This is a genomic window from Mesobacillus sp. (genome assembly GCF_047739415.1).
In the GTDB taxonomy this organism is placed as follows: domain Bacteria; phylum Bacillota; class Bacilli; order Bacillales; family Cytobacillaceae; genus Mesobacillus.
This window is the reverse complement of the sequence record NZ_JBIQOE010000160.1, coordinates 13,395-29,244: the sequence shown is the minus strand read 5'-3', so window position 1 is coordinate 29,244 and position 15,850 is coordinate 13,395. Positions and strand designations below refer to the sequence as shown.

General features: G+C 45.4%; 15 protein-coding genes and 1 tRNA gene. 1 reads left to right on the top strand and 15 read right to left on the bottom strand.

Going from position 1 to position 15,850, the window contains the following annotated elements:
* Position 1: 1 nt before the first annotated feature.
* The 10 genes from eno to ACH0QE_RS12565 form a co-directional block, all read right to left on the bottom strand.
* Complete coding sequence (eno, locus tag ACH0QE_RS12610; RefSeq protein ID WP_415800996.1) at positions 2–1,300, bottom strand: phosphopyruvate hydratase; 1,299 nt, start codon at positions 1,298–1,300, stop codon at positions 2–4.
* A 12-nt stretch (positions 1,301–1,312) separates the two neighbouring features.
* Positions 1,313–2,851 (bottom strand): 2,3-bisphosphoglycerate-independent phosphoglycerate mutase, encoded by a 1,539-nt coding sequence (gpmI, locus tag ACH0QE_RS12605; RefSeq protein WP_415800995.1) that lies wholly within the window; start codon positions 2,849–2,851, stop codon positions 1,313–1,315.
* Positions 2,844–3,605, bottom strand: a complete 762-nt coding sequence (gene tpiA, locus ACH0QE_RS12600) for a triose-phosphate isomerase (RefSeq protein ID WP_415800994.1) — start codon at positions 3,603–3,605, stop codon at positions 2,844–2,846. Before tpiA ends, gpmI begins: the two co-directional genes overlap by 8 nt.
* A 360-nt stretch (positions 3,606–3,965) precedes the next feature.
* Positions 3,966–5,150, bottom strand: a complete 1,185-nt coding sequence (locus ACH0QE_RS12595; RefSeq protein ID WP_415800993.1) for a phosphoglycerate kinase — start codon at positions 5,148–5,150, stop codon at positions 3,966–3,968.
* Between the two features lie 128 nt (positions 5,151–5,278).
* Complete coding sequence (gene gap, locus ACH0QE_RS12590; protein ID WP_213370605.1) at positions 5,279–6,286, bottom strand: type I glyceraldehyde-3-phosphate dehydrogenase; 1,008 nt, start codon at positions 6,284–6,286, stop codon at positions 5,279–5,281.
* A 49-nt stretch (positions 6,287–6,335) separates the two neighbouring features.
* Positions 6,336–7,361: a sugar-binding transcriptional regulator gene (locus ACH0QE_RS12585; RefSeq protein ID WP_415800992.1), complete on the bottom strand. Its 1,026-nt coding sequence runs from the start codon at positions 7,359–7,361 to the stop codon at positions 6,336–6,338.
* A 123-nt stretch (positions 7,362–7,484) separates the two neighbouring features.
* Entirely contained in the window at positions 7,485–7,745 is a 261-nt protein-coding gene (locus tag ACH0QE_RS12580; RefSeq protein WP_415800991.1) for a glutaredoxin family protein, read from the bottom strand.
* A 198-nt stretch (positions 7,746–7,943) separates the two neighbouring features.
* A complete protein-coding gene (gene rpoN, locus ACH0QE_RS12575; RefSeq protein WP_415800990.1) occupies positions 7,944–9,287 on the bottom strand; it encodes an RNA polymerase factor sigma-54 in 1,344 nt (447 codons plus the stop codon).
* A 170-nt stretch (positions 9,288–9,457) separates the two neighbouring features.
* Positions 9,458–10,543 carry a hypothetical protein gene (locus ACH0QE_RS12570; protein ID WP_415800989.1) on the bottom strand — a complete coding sequence of 362 codons (1,086 nt, stop codon included), beginning with the start codon at positions 10,541–10,543 and terminating at the stop codon, positions 9,458–9,460.
* 191 nt (positions 10,544–10,734) lie between these two features.
* Positions 10,735–10,806: transfer RNA gene (locus ACH0QE_RS12565), tRNA-Arg, on the bottom strand.
* A 364-nt stretch (positions 10,807–11,170) separates the two neighbouring features.
* Here ACH0QE_RS12565 and clpP point away from each other — a divergent pair.
* Entirely contained in the window at positions 11,171–11,776 is a 606-nt protein-coding gene (clpP, locus tag ACH0QE_RS12560; protein ID WP_041967466.1) for an ATP-dependent Clp endopeptidase proteolytic subunit ClpP, read from the top strand.
* Positions 11,777–11,981: 205 nt separating this feature from the next.
* Here clpP and ACH0QE_RS12555 read toward each other — a convergent pair whose 3' ends face one another.
* From ACH0QE_RS12555 to ACH0QE_RS12535, 5 genes are all read right to left on the bottom strand, one after another.
* Positions 11,982–12,239, bottom strand: coding sequence for an HPr family phosphocarrier protein (locus ACH0QE_RS12555; protein WP_415800988.1), 258 nt, complete (start codon positions 12,237–12,239; stop codon positions 11,982–11,984).
* Positions 12,240–12,260: 21 nt separating this feature from the next.
* Positions 12,261–13,208, bottom strand: coding sequence for a DNA-binding protein WhiA (whiA, locus tag ACH0QE_RS12550; protein WP_415800987.1), 948 nt, complete (start codon positions 13,206–13,208; stop codon positions 12,261–12,263).
* Between the two features lie 148 nt (positions 13,209–13,356).
* Positions 13,357–14,340, bottom strand: a complete 984-nt coding sequence (locus ACH0QE_RS12545) for a gluconeogenesis factor YvcK family protein (protein ID WP_415800986.1) — start codon at positions 14,338–14,340, stop codon at positions 13,357–13,359.
* Positions 14,337–15,230, bottom strand: a complete 894-nt coding sequence (rapZ, locus tag ACH0QE_RS12540) for an RNase adapter RapZ (RefSeq protein WP_415800985.1) — start codon at positions 15,228–15,230, stop codon at positions 14,337–14,339. The genes ACH0QE_RS12545 and rapZ overlap by 4 nt, the downstream gene beginning before the upstream one ends.
* Positions 15,231–15,261: 31 nt before the next feature.
* The gene (locus ACH0QE_RS12535; protein WP_415800984.1) at positions 15,262–15,720 is read right to left on the bottom strand and encodes an NUDIX hydrolase; all 459 of its coding nucleotides are present in this window, start codon (positions 15,718–15,720) and stop codon (positions 15,262–15,264) included.
* Positions 15,721–15,850 lie beyond the last annotated feature (130 nt).

Below are 15,850 nucleotides of genomic sequence, written 5' to 3'. Positions count from 1 at the left end.
ATTACTTCTTAAGGTTGTAGAAAGATTTGATTCCGTTGAAGCGAGCTGTTTCGCCAAGCTGGTCTTCGATGCGAAGAAGCTGGTTGTACTTCGCTACACGGTCTGTACGTGATGGTGCACCAGTCTTGATCTGGCCAGCGTTTGTTGCAACAGCGATGTCAGCGATTGTTGAATCTTCTGTTTCACCAGAGCGGTGAGAGATAACAGCTGTGTAGCCTGCGCGCTTCGCCATTTCGATTGCGTCGAAAGTTTCTGTCAAAGTACCGATTTGGTTAACTTTGATCAGGATTGAGTTGCCAACGCCTTGCTCGATCCCTTGAGCAAGCTTCTTAGTGTTTGTAACGAACAGGTCATCACCAACAAGCTGAACTTTGCCGCCAAGGCGCTCAGTCAATAGCTTGTGGCCTTCCCAGTCGTTTTCATCCAAACCGTCTTCGATTGAAATGATTGGGTATTTAGAAGCCATTTCTTCGTACCAGTCAACCATTTCTGCAGACGTTTTAACTACGCCTTCACCAGAAAGGTGGTACTTGCCGTCTTCTTTGTTGTAGAACTCAGAAGATGCAGCATCCATAGCAAGCATGATTTGCTCGCCTGGCTTATAGCCAGCTTTTTCGATAGCCGTTACGATTGTTTGAAGAGCTTCTTCGTTTGAACCTAGGTTTGGAGCGAAACCGCCTTCGTCACCTACTGCTGTGTTCAAGCCTTTTTCTTTTAAAACTGCCTTCAGGCTGTGGAAGATTTCCGCACCCATACGAAGTGCTTCACGGAAGTTTTCAGCACCAACAGGCATTACCATGAATTCCTGGATGTCTACGTTGTTGTCAGCGTGCTCGCCACCGTTAACGATGTTCATCATTGGAACTGGAAGCTGCTTGGAGTTGAATCCGCCAAGATATTGGTATAAAGGAAGGTCAAGGTAGTCTGCAGCAGCGTGTGCAACAGCCATAGAAACGCCTAGAATTGCGTTAGCGCCCAGCTTGCCTTTGTTTTCCGTTCCGTCTAATTCGATTAGCGCCTGGTCGATCCCGTTCTGGTCAAGAACGTTGAACTCTTCGCCAACCAAGAAAGGAGCGATGATTTCATTTACGTTATCAACTGCTTTTAAAACACCTTTACCAAGGTAGCGGCCTTTGTCGCCGTCACGAAGTTCAACTGCTTCGTATTCACCAGTTGAAGCACCACTTGGAACTAGTGCGCGTCCGAATGCGCCTGATTCTGTGAAAACTTCTACCTCAACTGTTGGGTTACCGCGGGAATCTAATACTTCACGTGCATATACGTCTGTAATGAATGGCATAGTAATCTCTCCTTATTTTTTAATTAATGATGTTCCTGTCATTTCAGCTGGCTTATCCAGTCCTATTAATTCTAATATAGTTGGAGCAAGGTCGCCGAGGATTCCGTCTTCACGAAGCTCAACACCTTCTTTAGTTACAATGACAGGCACCGGATTTGTCGTGTGGGCAGTCATTGGATTTCCTTCAAGCGTCACGACCTCATCAGCGTTTCCGTGGTCAGCAGTGATGATTGCAGTACCGCCTTTTGAAACGATCAAGTCAACGATGCGGCCAAGGCATTCGTCAACTGTTTCAATAGCCTGGATCGTCGGCTCAAGCATTCCAGAGTGCCCAACCATGTCAGGGTTCGCAAAGTTCAATAAAATCGCGTCGAAGTTATCTGCTTCGATTTCCTTGATCAATGCATCCGTCACTTCGTAAGCGCTCATCTCAGGCTTCAGGTCATATGTTGCAACCTTAGGCGAGTTAATCAGAATACGCTTTTCACCAGGGAATTCCTGTTCGCGGCCGCCGCTCATGAAGAACGTTACGTGCGGATATTTTTCCGTTTCAGCAATGCGAAGCTGAGTCATGCCAGCCTGTGAAATCACTTCACCAACCGTGTTATCAAGGTTTGATGGCTCGAACGCCACATAACCGTCAACTGTCTCGCTGAAGTGCGTCAAGCAGACGAAGTGAAGGTTTTCAGGATGAGCATCGCCTCGATCGAAAGAACGAAAGTCTTTATTTGTAAAAGTGTTTGAAATCTGGATTGCACGGTCAGGACGGAAGTTGTAGAAAATCACAGCATCATCATTCTGGACCGTTGCAACCGGTGAACCATCCTTGCGTACAAGCACAGATGGGACAACGAATTCATCAAAGATTCCGTTATTATAGTTATCTTCGATTAACTCCATAGGGTTCGAATACGTAGGTCCGTCGCCATACACCATTGAACGGTAGGATTTCTCCACACGCTCCCAGCGCTTATCGCGGTCCATAGAATAGTATCGCCCAGAAATCGTCGCAAATTCACCGACACCGATTTCGTTCATTTTTTCTAATGTTTGTTCAATAAAACCTGGCGCAGTTTGCGGTCCAACATCACGTCCGTCAAGGAATCCATGTACATACACTTTTTCCAGACCCTCGCTGGCTGCAAGCTTCAATAAAGCATACATATGCTCAATATGGCTGTGCACGCCGCCGTCAGACAGCAAGCCCATCAAGTGGAGGGCTGTGCCCTTTTCCTTTGCATGCTTGATCGCTGCAAGGAAAGTTTCATTTCTTTCAAACTCGCCTTCACGAATCGAAATATTCACGCGTGTAAGGCTCTGGTAAACGATGCGGCCAGCACCAATGTTCAGGTGTCCAACCTCGGAGTTACCCATTTGGCCTTCTGGAAGGCCGACCGCTTCCCCGCTCGCAATTAACTGTGCGTGCGGATAGTGATTCCAGTAACGGTCAAAGTTCGGCTTGTTCGCCTGGGCAACGGCATTACCCATCCGTTCGCCGCGCAATGCAAAGCCGTCCAGAATGATCAAAGCTGTTGGTGACTGTTTACTCATTGGAACCTGCCTCCAATAGCTGCAAGAAGGAATCGGTCTCAAGGCTTGCTCCGCCGACCAATGCGCCGTCGATGTCAGGCTGTGACATATATTCCTTGATGTTAGCTGGCTTTACGCTTCCGCCGTACTGGATGCGGACTGCTTCAGCCACTTCTGGTGAAAATTGCTCTGCGATTACCTTGCGGATGTGCGCGCAAGTTTCGTTCGCATCTTCAGCTGTTGAAGATTTACCTGTTCCAATCGCCCAGATTGGCTCATAAGCGATGACAGTTTGCTTAACCTGCTCGTCCGTCAAGCCATTTAGACCTGCTTTGATCTGGCCGCCAACAAACTCGTTTGTTTCTCCATTTTCACGCTGCTCAAGTGTTTCACCGCAGCAAACGATCGGAGTCAGATTGTATTTGAATGCAGACAAAGTCTTTTTATTAACTGTGTCATCTGTTTCATTGAACATTTCACGGCGTTCAGAGTGACCGATGATGACATATTTTGCACCGATGTCCTGCAATGCTTTAGGGCTGACTTCGCCTGTAAAAGCACCGCTTTCCTCGAAGTGCATGTTTTGCGCCCCGATTTCGACGTCTGTATTCTGTGTTAGCTCGACAAGCTGTCCAAGGAATAAAGCAGGAGCACAAACAACAGATTCAACCTTGTCCTTTGATGGAACAAGTCCGCTCACTTTTTCGATAAAATCCTTTGCTTCAGGCAGCGTTTTATGCATTTTCCAGTTACCTGCAATGATAGGTTTTCGCATGCTGACACTTCCTTTCAAGATTGCTGTTTCATACAGCGTTGTAATGCTTATTAAAAAAGTTCCCTCTGGATAGTGGGCTTTTGGGCTGTGTTAAATTAGGCTGTTGATTTCCGTTCCAGGCGCTTCGCTTTCCGCGGGGCCGGAGGTGAGCCTCCTCGCCGCCGTTGGCGTCTGCGGGGTCTCACCTGTCCAGCTGATCCCGCAGGAGTCTTCGCACCTTCCACTGCAATCAACAGGTGTTAACAATGTAGTAAGCTTTTACACAGCCATTCTTTAATACAGCGGGCATAGACAGCAGGTGTCAGGATCCGCACCCTTAAACTGCTGTCAATACCGCCTTGATAATTCTCATACAAAAACTTACTTATCGTTCAATGCTACTACTCCAGGGAGCTGCTTGCCTTCCATGAATTCAAGGGAAGCGCCGCCGCCTGTGGAGATGTGGCTCATTTTTTCAGCCAGGCCGAATTTTTCTACAGCCGCTGCAGAGTCGCCTCCGCCGATTACCGAATATGTATCATTAGCATCGGCTAAAGCTTGTGCAACAGCTTTTGTTCCTTGTGCGAACTTATCGATTTCGAAAACGCCCATTGGTCCGTTCCAGATGACCAATTTAGACTTTTGAATGACATCGCGGTACGTTTCAGCTGTCTTAGGCCCGATATCAAGAGCTTCCCAGTCTGCAGGGATTTCTTCAATCGCTACGACCTTTGAGTTTGCATCAGCAGAAAAATCATCAGCTACGATGGCGTCTACAGGCATGTAGAAGTTAACACCTTTCGCCTTTGCTTTTTCCATGAAGCTCTTAGCCAATTCTATTTTATCTTCTTCTAAAAGAGATTTTCCGATTTCGTGGCCCTGTGCTTTTACGAATGTATAAGCAAGTCCGCCTCCAATGATCAGGTTATCTACTTTTTCCAATAGGTTGTCAATTACGCCGATCTTATCTTTAACCTTCGCGCCGCCAATTATTGCTGTGAACGGGCGCTCTGGATTTGACAATGCTTTACCAAGGACATCAAGTTCTTTTTCCATCAAAAAGCCTGATACTGCTGGAAGATGCTTGGCGATGCCTTCAGTTGAAGCGTGCGCACGGTGAGCAGCTCCAAACGCATCATTCACATATAAATCTGCTAGCTCTGCAAATGCCTTTGCAAGCTCAGGATCATTTTTCTCTTCGCCTGGATAGAAACGGACATTCTCAAGAAGCAGGACATCGCCCTCGTTCATGCTGTCGATTTCGGATTTTACAGATTCACCGTATGCTTCATCTGTTTTCTTAACATCCTTGCCAAGCAGTTCAGACAAACGCTTTGCTACTGGAGTCAAACGCAATTCTTCAACAGCCTGCCCTTTTGGACGGCCAAGGTGACTTGCAAGAAGGACTTTCGCGCCCTGATCAACCAGGTACTGGATTGTTGGCAGCGCTGCACGGATTCTTGTTTCATCCGTTACTTGTCCATCCTTCATCGGCACGTTGAAATCAACGCGGCAAAAAACTCGTTTTCCTTTTACATCCACATCTTTTACTGTCTTTTTGTTCAAGGCTAGAGACCTCCTTTAAAATAGCGCAAATGCGCGATTAAGCAGAAAAAGAGGAGAGGGAATTACCCCGCTCCCCTTTTCATCCTACTACATTATAGTCAATATTGGATTGGTAATCCAATCTAAGCTTATAGACCTTTTTTAGCGATGAAATCAACAAGGTCAACTACACGGTTAGAGTAACCAGACTCGTTGTCATACCAAGAGATTACTTTTACCATGCTGCCTTCCATAACCATTGTTGAAAGTGCATCGATTGTAGAAGAGTATGCATTGCCATTGTAGTCGCTTGATACAAGCGGCTCTTCGCTGTAGCCAAGGATTCCTTTAAGTTCGCCTTCAGAAGCTTTCTTGAATGCAGCGTTGATTTCTTCAACTGTAACGTCTTTGTCAAGCTCAGCAACAAGGTCAACTAATGAAACGTTTGGAGTTGGAACACGCATAGCTCCACCGTTCAATTTGCCTTTAAGCTCAGGCAATACTAGAGAAACTGCTTTTGCAGCACCAGTTGTTGTAGGAATGATGTTTTCCGCAGCAGCACGCGCACGACGGTAATCTTTGTGCGGAAGGTCAAGAATTTGCTGGTCATTTGTGTATGAGTGAACAGTTGTCATCATACCGCGCTTGATTCCGAAGTTGTCGTTCAATACTTTCGCGAATGGAGCAAGGCAGTTTGTAGTACAAGATGCATTTGAGATTACGTGGTGGTTAGCTGCATCGTACTTGTCATCGTTAACACCCATAACGATTGTAATATCTTCGTCAGATGCTGGTGCAGAGATGATTACTTTCTTAGCGCCTGCTTCAAGGTGTTTCGCAGCGTCAGCACGCTTTGTGAAACGTCCAGTTGATTCAACAACTACTTCTACGCCAAGGTCGCCCCAGCCAAGTTGAGCTGGATCTCTTTCAGCAAGTACTTTTACTTTGTGGCCGTCAACTACAAGGTAATCACCGTCAACTGTAATTTCTTTATTTAAAGTACCGTGAACAGTGTCATATTTTAAAAGGTGAGCAAGCATGTTTGCATCAGTTAAATCGTTAACTGCTACTACTTCTACGTTAGGGTTGTTCAATGCCGCGCGGAAAACAACGCGTCCAATTCTTCCAAATCCGTTAATACCAACTTTTACTGCCATGTGTATTTCCTCCTTTGATTCCTATAAAGGTGTTGTTTATATTAAGGTGTTACCCTTGTAACAATGTTTTAGCGGCGCCTTCATCCGTGATCAGGATCGTTGAGGAAGGTGCCTGCTTCATATAGGCTCTGATTGCCTTTGCCTTTGACGCTCCGCCGGCAACTGCAATGACATCACCTACATTTTTGAGATCATCCATTTGGAGACCAATCGTCAGCACTTTGTGGACGATTTCCCCGGCTTCGTTGAAATAGTAACCGAAAGCCTCGCCAACTGCTTTTCCATCGAGGATCTTATGTAAATCCTCCGGGCTGGTATTGCGACGTTCCGCCATTGTAATAGCGTCTCCAATACCATGTAAAACCATGCTTGCTGATTTAACTAAATTCCACACCTCGTAAATCAGCGGTTCTTTGATGAAGGTTTTGTAGACTTCGCTGCTGACCTGGTCGGGAACATAAAAGACCCTGTTGCGTGAATTCGTGTTATCCGCCATGATCGCGCAAATCGTGTTTGCCTGATTCTTGACGTCCTCGCCAATTCCGCCCCTTGCCGGCACGAACAACAAATCCTTCTCGCCGAAGTCGGGTGTCAACATTTCCGCCACAGCCGCCATAGTCGAACCTCCGGTCACAGCAATTATATTTTTGCTTTGAAGAAGATTTTTCATACTATGTGCTGTCGCGCGCCCAAGCTCACTTTTCACCCATGGCGACTGGTCGCTATCCCCTGGGACAACAATCACTTTCCTGATCCCCATGCGTTCCTGAAGCTGGCGCTCTAGTCTGTCTATACCCATCATGTCTCGCATTACACTATCAAGACTTTCCAGTATATCTTTTCCCTCTTTGGTCAGTGTCATTCCCTGACCAGACATCGAGATCAGATTCTGTTCCTTCAAAAACTCTACCTCAGAACGCAAAACCCGTTCAGTCAAATTCAGGCTTACTGAAAGGTTTCTCCTGCCAACTGGCTGCATCACATTTATGTATTGGAGGATGAGGTAACGTTTTTGCATAACTTGCAATAAATCGGGCAATATTCTTTTTTGAATATCAATGAGCGAAAAGTCCATGTTGATATTCTCCTTTTCCAGCGTTGGACTTAAAATGTCCCGCTAAGACATATTATGTCCCACTCGCGGTAAAAAAAATCACCCCTGCTACAGATTTCATTCTAACAGGAGTGAAAACCTTAATCAACTTCTAAACTCAAGGTTTTTTCGTGAAAACGCTTCACTTATGAACTTTTTGTTAATTATCCCGTATTGTAGCTCTTCGCCGTCCAATTCAATGACCGGAATCATGATTCCATACTTCTCGACAAGCTCGTCATCAAGGTCGATATTGATCTCTTCTATTGTAAAATTCCAATCTTGCTGGAGTTCTTCCAGGATTTCACGTGCTGTTTCGCACAAATGGCAGCGCGGCCGGGAATAGAGTTTGACTATTTTTTTCATATTGATCTCCTTATACTTGTATCCTTCGCCCCACTTTGGTGGTTATTCGCAAATTCTGGTACTTTATTTGCTAAAAAGGACTTTTGATCCCCAATCAAGGTACTTTATTCGCAAAAAAATAAAATTGTTCGCAAATCCAGAAGGTTTATTCGCAAATAAACACATTTTATTCGCAAATCGGAAAATGATTTCCATTTTCTAATCGAATCTCTTCCGCTTCGAGGATGATGGAATGCCCAACTGGTCCCTGTACTTCGCGACGGTTCTGCGTGATAGGACCATCCCCTCTTGTTCCTCTAGCATTTCCACAAGTTTCTGGTCTGATATAGGCTTCTTTTTATCTTCTTCTTTTATATAATGCTCTATTGCTGCTTTTACTTTTTGCGATGAAGCCTGGTCGTTCTCCGTTGTCTGGACTGCACTTGTAAAAAATGATTTCAATTCATAGGTGCCGGCTGGTGTCTGCAAATATTTTTCACGGACAGTGCGGCTTACCGTCGATTCATGGATTTCAAGCTCATCGGCAACTTCCCTCATCGTCATCGGATTTAGATGCGCAGGTCCGATCAAAAAGAAATCCTGCTGTTTCTCGATGATTTTCATCGATACTTTCAGTAGCGTTTCTTTCCTTTGTTCAAGGCTGCGCTGGATCCACTGGTAGTCCCCCTGCTTTTCCTGGAGGAATTTATTCACTTCAGGATCCTTATGTCCAGAGAGCTGCCGAAAATATCCTTCATTAAAAGAGACCTTAGGAATCAACACATCGAACACACTTACCGAGAGTTCATCGCCTTCACGTTTGACGACCACATCAGGAACGATGTAGGCAGGCTTCTCTCTCTGGAACGCTGCACCGGGTTTCGGATTTAGCTGCTGGATATCGTCATGGACTTTTTGGATTTCCTTGACATCGATATTCAGCATCTTCGCCAGTGCTTTCCACTTTTTCTCGGCAAAAAGCATGAAATGGTCACGGATAATTGTTGTTGCCAGTTCGTTTTCAGGCGTGCGCTTTTGCCTAGACAATTGAAGCAGCAGGCATTCTTTGAGATCATATGCCCCGATTCCGGCAGGGTCCAGCGATTGGAGTTTAAAAAAAGCTGAATCAATAACTTCTTCATCCACACCGAATCTTTTTAAAAGGTTTTCTCTTTCGAGGGTTAAGTAACCGTTTTCATCTATGTTTTCAATCAATACTTGTAAAATCAATTTTTCTTCAGGCAACGCTTTTAACAAGTTTAATTGAGAAAGTAGATAGTCTTCGAGCGTGTCACCCGCCCCAGCGCCAATCTGCTCAATCAAGTTTTTCTGGTCCCGTTCAAATGTCTTTTTTCTCGTTTTTCGCGTACGGTCCATACTGGCATCAAAGTGGGAAATGTTTTTAAAGTCTACTTGCAACAGGGGATTTTCCATTGATTTAGCTTCAAGAAATGCCGCAAGCTCCTGCGCTGAGTATTGCAAGAGCGCAATTGCCTGAGTCAGCTCCTGGGTCATCGCCAATTTTAATGTCTGCTTTTGCCATAAACCAGCTTTCAAATCCATCCAAATCACCCCTGCACTCATTTTACATGATAAACAGGCTTTGGTGTATGGAAAGAATTTGGTATCACATTACCTTCGACAAAAAAACCTCTCGCCCAATCGGACAAGAGGTTTTAGGCAGCAAATTTAGAGTCTTCTTTATGCCTCCACTGCCTTCCTAAAAATCATTGTTATCTTCTGCGTCTAAGAGAGTTGTTTACAGCTGGTTTGTTTGTGGATTGGGTATTGCGCAGAGTAGTTGGTTGCTGAACTACTGGTGTTGGCGTTCCTTCTATACATTCAGGCAGGACAATAGTGTAATTAACTGTCACATCTCCTGTTTGTGGATTTTCTGTGATTGAATTGATTTCAATGCTGACATTGTCGCATGTTAACTCTGGGAACTCAGGAGCCAGGTCTCCAATACATGTAAAGCAATTCTGAGTTACTGTAACCTCCTGGAAGCAGCATTCAAAAACCGGATCTCCACAATCACCTACTTTAGGCAGGTTCAATTGTACCTGGAACGTTGCCGTGCGAGAATATCTTTGGACATCGGTACAGCAAATCAAAGTCTGGTCGCAAACAAAAACTTCTGCCACACCTTGACAAACCTCCGTCGTCACATCACTTACCTCTCCAATACAGAAGCCGCTTAATACATCATCAACAGTCACATCAACTGGTAAGGTAAAGCAAGTTTCTGGAAAATCGAAAAGACAGTTAAAAGTATCCTCTCCGCATTCGCAAGCATCTGGACACTCGATACAGTCAGGAACGCAAATCAGCCCGCAAGCTTCGTTATCACCGAACTTCAACGCAGCACACGCTTCTATGGCAATCGGCGGCTGGTTGAATACGAAGGCAAATAGCTGGGATTCACCAGGGTCCAATTCACCTTGGTTTCCAGTACCTAAATCATCGAATTTAAATCCAACAACCTGTTCTCCTGGACTGCAGGGTGAATCTTCTGGACACGGATCAGGAGCAGTTCCCGGGTTTTCAATACCTGCATACAGTTCTAGTTCTGGCGGCTCTTCGTCGCTCGGGAAAGTAGGTGTGATATAAGCATCACCGATGAAATCGCGGCATGGCTCCTCGATTGCCAGTACCCAGTCACTCAATGCGTTAGGAGCATCGATGTTATCAATTCGGTAAATCCAACGATAGCCGCTCCCGAACCGCTCAACATCAACTAATGTCACAACGAAGCCATCGATGGTTTCCGGCTCAAAGCAGCCTTCCGGAAATTGCTGCAATAAATTAAAATGTGGCATTTACATCTTCCTTTCATTAATTTTTGAGGTGAATATGCACCTCTCTATTACTCTATGAAAGGAGGGGGATGCTTGTTTAGGTGAATGCACCTAGCCGTATACACCAATTTGAAAGTAATAGGAAAATCCACGTATCTTTGTTGCAAAAAAAATCCCGCTGAGCTTTTATTAGCTCAGCGGGATTTTTATGACGCCCTCGGCAGGAATCGAACCCACATCTCAAGAACCGGAATCTTACGTGCTATCCGTTGCACCACGAGGGCATGTTTCAAGTTAGCGTTACGCTTACCTATTATAGGGTAAGTTTACTCGCTTTGCAAGGAGGATTTTTTGGAATGTCAGGCGTTGCTCTTGTTTAAAAAAGACATTCTTGGGTAAGATGGATACGGTACAGTAAATTGGAATATACATTATTGTCGAACAGTTTCTGCAGGCTAATCAAGCGATTCGTTTGACCTTTATTGACCATGCGTGTATCATAAAACTACATAGGTGTTCTGGCAAGCGAACCAGTTTATGCCAGCCTGCAATTTGCCTTTTTAGAAGTAAGCAAATGCCTTTTTGAGGCAGCAACTGTTTTTAAAAAGTGCAGCAAAAAGATCTTTACGTTAAAGGAGGAAAACAAACATGAACTTGATTCCTACAGTTATTGAACAAACGAATCGGGGCGAACGGGCATATGACATTTATTCCCGCCTTTTAAAGGATCGCATCATTATGCTGGGAAGCGCAATCGATGACAATGTTGCCAACTCTATCGTAGCCCAGTTGCTTTTCCTGGAAGCTGAAAATCCGGAAAAAGACATCTCCATCTACATCAATAGCCCGGGCGGCAGCATCACTGCCGGCATGGCAATCTACGATACTATGCAGTTCATCAAGCCTAATGTGCAAACAATCTGTATCGGTATGGCTGCTTCAATGGGTGCATTCCTGCTCGCTGCTGGTACAAAAGGCAAGCGTTTTGCCCTTCCGAACGCAGAAGTCATGATCCACCAGCCACTGGGTGGTGCTCAGGGACAGGCGACAGAAATCGAAATCGCTGCAAAGCGCATTCTTTTCCTTCGTGAAAAGTTGAATACAATCCTTTCTGAGCGCACTGGCCAGCCGCTTGAAGTCATCGCGAAAGATACTGACCGTGACAACTTCATGACAGCTGAGCGCGCTAAGGAATATGGTCTTGTTGACCAGATCATCACTCGTAACGTACTTGAAGAAAAGAAAGATAAATAAGAAAAGCGCAAGCGCCTTGGTCAGCCCCGACAAGCGCTGGAGGGCCGACCGATGAAGTCGTTCTTTGACTTCGTTGGGCGGTCCGAAGCGACTCGAGGGGCTAGGCGCTGAAGCTGGACATTTCTTATCTGCAATTTTTCATAACAAAAAACTCGCTCTTTAACAGGAGCGAGTTTTTTTATTGGGCTATATTTTTTAAAAAGAATTAGTTCTCTTTCTGGATGTATTCAGCCAGCTTTTCCACTGCTTCTTCTTCATCATGGCCTTCAGCGATCAGGTTCACAGATGCGCCAGCACTTACGGCAAGGCTCATTAATCCCATGATGCTTTTCGCGTTCACCTTTTTTCCATCCTTCTCGAGAAATATATCAGATGAGAACCTGTTTGCTTCCTGCACGAATAATGCTGCAGGTCGAGCTTGTAGACCAGTTTTTAATTTTACTTGGACCTGTTTTTCCACCATTGCTTTTCCTCCTCTAACCCTCTATTTATTTGTAATTTGTCCGGCACGCAGTTTATCTGCTATTTCATCGATCTTTCGCAGCCGGTGATTGATTCCTGATTTGCTGATCGTTCCGCCGCTTACCATCTCGCCCAACTCTTTAAGCGTGACATCCTGGTAGTCGACACGAAGCTGAGCGATTTCTCTCAGTTTATCCGGTAAAATTTGCAGGCCGACCGTATCCCTGATGAAGCGGATATTCTCTACCTGTCTAAGTGCAGCGCCAATAGTTTTATTCAAGTTAGCTGTTTCACAATTCACGAGTCGGTTAACCGAGTTCCTCATGTCACGGACAATCCGGATATCCTCGAATCTCAGCAGCGCATTATACGCACCAACAATGATCAAAAACTCAGTGATTTTTTCCGCTTCCTTCAAATAGGTGATGAAGCCTTTTTTCCGCTCAAGCGTTTTACTGTTGAGCCCGAATGTATTCATCAGCTCACATAATGAATCATTATGCTCCTGGTACATGGAGGCAATCTCCAAATGATAGGAAGACGTTTCAGGATTGTTCACAGAACCTCCTGCAAGGAAGGCCCCTCTTAAATAAGAACGCTTACAACATTTCTTCTTCACCAGTTCAGGTGAAATTTCATGGATAATTTCAAAGCCTTCTCCAATAATCTTCAAATCCTCCAGAATTTCTCTGGCAGATTCCTTAAGGCGGACAATATAAACATTATTCTTTTTCAGCCGCATCTTTTTACGCACCAGCAGCTCCACCTGTACCTGATAACTCTTTTTGATTAAGGTATAGATCCGCCTGGCAATCGCGGCATTTTCAGTCTGTATGTCTACGATGAGTTTGCGATTTGAGAAGGAAAGGGAACCATTCATCCGGATTAAAGCGGACAGTTCCGCGTCAGCGCAGCAGCCCTTCACGTCAATGTTCGTGAGTTCCTTTTTTGTTTCCGAAGCGAACGACACCTTCTCACCCCCCTGTTTATATAGCGCTGTCACTCTTGTAAATCAGCAAGCGCAGCAGCCGTTTTTTATTTTATTTCGGAAGTGCTTTTAACGCTTAATGCACTTAAAAGCACGTTTTCAAGAAGAGACAAACGCTTGCATCCTATATTTACGCGTTATATCTCTTTTTGGTTTCATCTATTATCATAGAATATAAAATTTCCGAGACTTTTTTTGTGTCATGCCTGATGACATTGCCATCGAGCTCAGCGATTTCATCCTGGACGACTTCAATTCCCAAAGACATCAGCCGGTCAAGGTCAAAGTGGACAGGCTGGGCAAGCTCTTCCTTATAGCGGAGCTCAACATCCGGCGGGATTGTCTCACTATTGACAAGGATCGTATCGATAAAAGCACAATCCATATGGTCATATATCGCTTTTATATGATCACTGGCAGCAAAATCATGTGTTTCCCCTGCCTGGGTCATCAGGTTGCAGATATATACCTTGCGTGCCGTCGCTTTGCAAACTTCCTTGCCAAGTCTCTTAACAAGCAAATTAGGCAGGATGCTTGTATATAAACTGCCAGGCCCGATCACAATCAAATCAGCTTCCCTGATCGCCTGGAGCGTTTCAGGCAATGGTTTCACGCCTTCTGGATTCAAAAAGACTCTTTTGATCCTTTTTCCTGAGTATGGAATTTTGGATTCTCCTCTGACAATACTGTCGTCCTCCATCACGGCATTCAGCATGACGCTCCTGTTTGCCGCCGGCAGCACTTTCCCGCGCACATTCAGGACCTTGCTCATTTCCTGGATCGCGTGGACAAAATTGCCGGTGATCGACGTCATCGCCGCAAGGATCAGATTGCCGAGCGAGTGGCCGGACAATTCATTGGCTGTATTGAACCGGTGCTGGAACATCTCTTCAATCAGTGGCTCCACATCTGAAAGTGCAGCAAGGACATTCCGGATATCACCCGGCGGAGGAATTTGCATATCCTCCCTCAGCCGGCCGGAACTGCCGCCGTCATCAGCAACAGTGACGATCGCAGTGATGTCGACAGGGTGCTTTTTCAACCCCCGCAACAGGACTGGGAGGCCCGTTCCACCCCCGATGATGACGATTCTTGGCAATCCATCATTCATCATTTTATATGTCCCTGCCTTTTCTCGATATCACGGTGAGTTACACGGGTATGGTAATCTTTTTCGAAAAACTTGGCGATGTGTTCCGCCAATGCCACGGAACGATGCTGGCCGCCTGTGCAGCCGATGGCGATGATGAGCTGAGCTTTTCCTTCCCGCTTATAATGCGGGAGCATGAAACTGAGCAAATCCGTCACCTTTTCTAGGAACTTGCTCGTCTCGTTCCATTTTAAAACATATGTCGACACGTCTTCATCAAGACCAGTTTTCGGCCGCATATGTTCGATATAATGCGGGTTCGGTAAAAAGCGGACGTCGAAAACAAGATCGGCATCGATTGGTATTCCATGCTTGAAACCGAAGGACATGACATTGACGGTAAAAATCGTCTTCTTGTTCACCGAGAACTCCTCAAGGATTTTTTCACGTAGATCCTTAGGCTTCATGCCCGTTGTTTTATAAATAAGCTGCGCCCTGCCCTTCAGCTCTTCCAAAAGCTCTCGTTCCAGCTGGATGCCTTCGAGCGGCAATCCTGACGGAGCGAGCGGGTGTGAGCGCCTCGTTTCTTTATAGCGGCGCACAAGAGTGGAATCATCTGCGTCAAGGAACAATACCTGCGGTGTCACCCAAGAAGTTTCCGCTAGATCATCCAGCGCTTTGAATAGTGAGTCAAAAAATTCGCGACCGCGCAAATCCATGACGAGTGCCACTTTGTTCATTTTCGTGCCAGATTCCTTCATTAACTCAAGGAATTTCGGCAGCAATGTTGGCGGCAGGTTGTCGACGCAGAAAAATCCAAGGTCTTCGAAGCTCTGGATAGCGACAGTTTTACCTGCGCCAGACATACCTGTTATAATCACGAGCTGGGTATCAGTGCTTGAACCGGTACTCATTTCTCTTTCCCCCTGCAATTTAAGTTATTTATCAATTTGGATCGAGCCTGTAATTGATCAGCTCAAAATCCGGTGTATAAGTGAAAGTGCCATAGATAATTCCTTGTCCATGGACCATATATTCCAGAATGTGATAATCTCCCGCTGCCATTGGCAGGTCTTTGATGTCGTCAAGCTCATGCCAGGAAATCGTGCCTTCCTCTGATTCCTCGAGATTGATTCCATCTGCCTCAGTCGCGTAGAACGTGAACATCATCCACTCGGACACGACTTGATCATCTTCCTTGATGACAAATGTGAAAATCCCTTTGATTTGGGGATTTCTCAGGTAAATTCCTGTTTCCTCGCGAAATTCCCTGACACATGAATCCTTCACGGTTTCTCCTGGTTCCATTTTTCCGCCTGGAGCCACCCACCAATTTCGGCGCGGCTTTTGCAGCAGCAAAATTTTATCATCTTTTACTAAAACACAATTCGTTACTCGCTGCATCAAATCCACCTCTTTATATGTAGGCCAACTAGGCTTTTAAACATCTTCGTATGCTTTGCCGTTTTTTACACAGAAATGGCTGCTGTTTTTCGATTCTAATCTAAATCAAAAAAGCAGCATTCTGAAAAAA

What these genes read in the sequence shown, in the direction of transcription:
- eno (WP_415800996.1), bottom strand. Translation starts at nt 1,300, where the DNA reads ATGCCATTCATTACAGACGTATATGCACGTGAAGTATTAGATTCCCGC.
- gpmI (WP_415800995.1), bottom strand. Translation starts at nt 2,851, where the DNA reads ATGAGTAAACAGTCACCAACAGCTTTGATCATTCTGGACGGCTTTGCA.
- tpiA (WP_415800994.1), bottom strand. Translation starts at nt 3,605, where the DNA reads ATGCGAAAACCTATCATTGCAGGTAACTGGAAAATGCATAAAACGCTG.
- gap (WP_213370605.1), bottom strand. Translation starts at nt 6,286, where the DNA reads ATGGCAGTAAAAGTTGGTATTAACGGATTTGGAAGAATTGGACGCGTT.
- ACH0QE_RS12585 (WP_415800992.1), bottom strand. Translation starts at nt 7,361, where the DNA reads ATGGACTTTTCGCTCATTGATATTCAAAAAAGAATATTGCCCGATTTA.
- ACH0QE_RS12580 (WP_415800991.1), bottom strand. Translation starts at nt 7,745, where the DNA reads ATGAAAAAAATAGTCAAACTCTATTCCCGGCCGCGCTGCCATTTGTGC.
- rpoN (WP_415800990.1), bottom strand. Translation starts at nt 9,287, where the DNA reads ATGGATTTGAAAGCTGGTTTATGGCAAAAGCAGACATTAAAATTGGCG.
- ACH0QE_RS12570 (WP_415800989.1), bottom strand. Translation starts at nt 10,543, where the DNA reads ATGCCACATTTTAATTTATTGCAGCAATTTCCGGAAGGCTGCTTTGAG.
- clpP (WP_041967466.1), top strand. Translation starts at nt 11,171, where the DNA reads ATGAACTTGATTCCTACAGTTATTGAACAAACGAATCGGGGCGAACGG.
- ACH0QE_RS12555 (WP_415800988.1), bottom strand. Translation starts at nt 12,239, where the DNA reads ATGGTGGAAAAACAGGTCCAAGTAAAATTAAAAACTGGTCTACAAGCT.
- ACH0QE_RS12545 (WP_415800986.1), bottom strand. Translation starts at nt 14,340, where the DNA reads ATGATGAATGATGGATTGCCAAGAATCGTCATCATCGGGGGTGGAACG.
- rapZ (WP_415800985.1), bottom strand. Translation starts at nt 15,230, where the DNA reads ATGAGTACCGGTTCAAGCACTGATACCCAGCTCGTGATTATAACAGGT.
- ACH0QE_RS12535 (WP_415800984.1), bottom strand. Translation starts at nt 15,720, where the DNA reads ATGCAGCGAGTAACGAATTGTGTTTTAGTAAAAGATGATAAAATTTTG.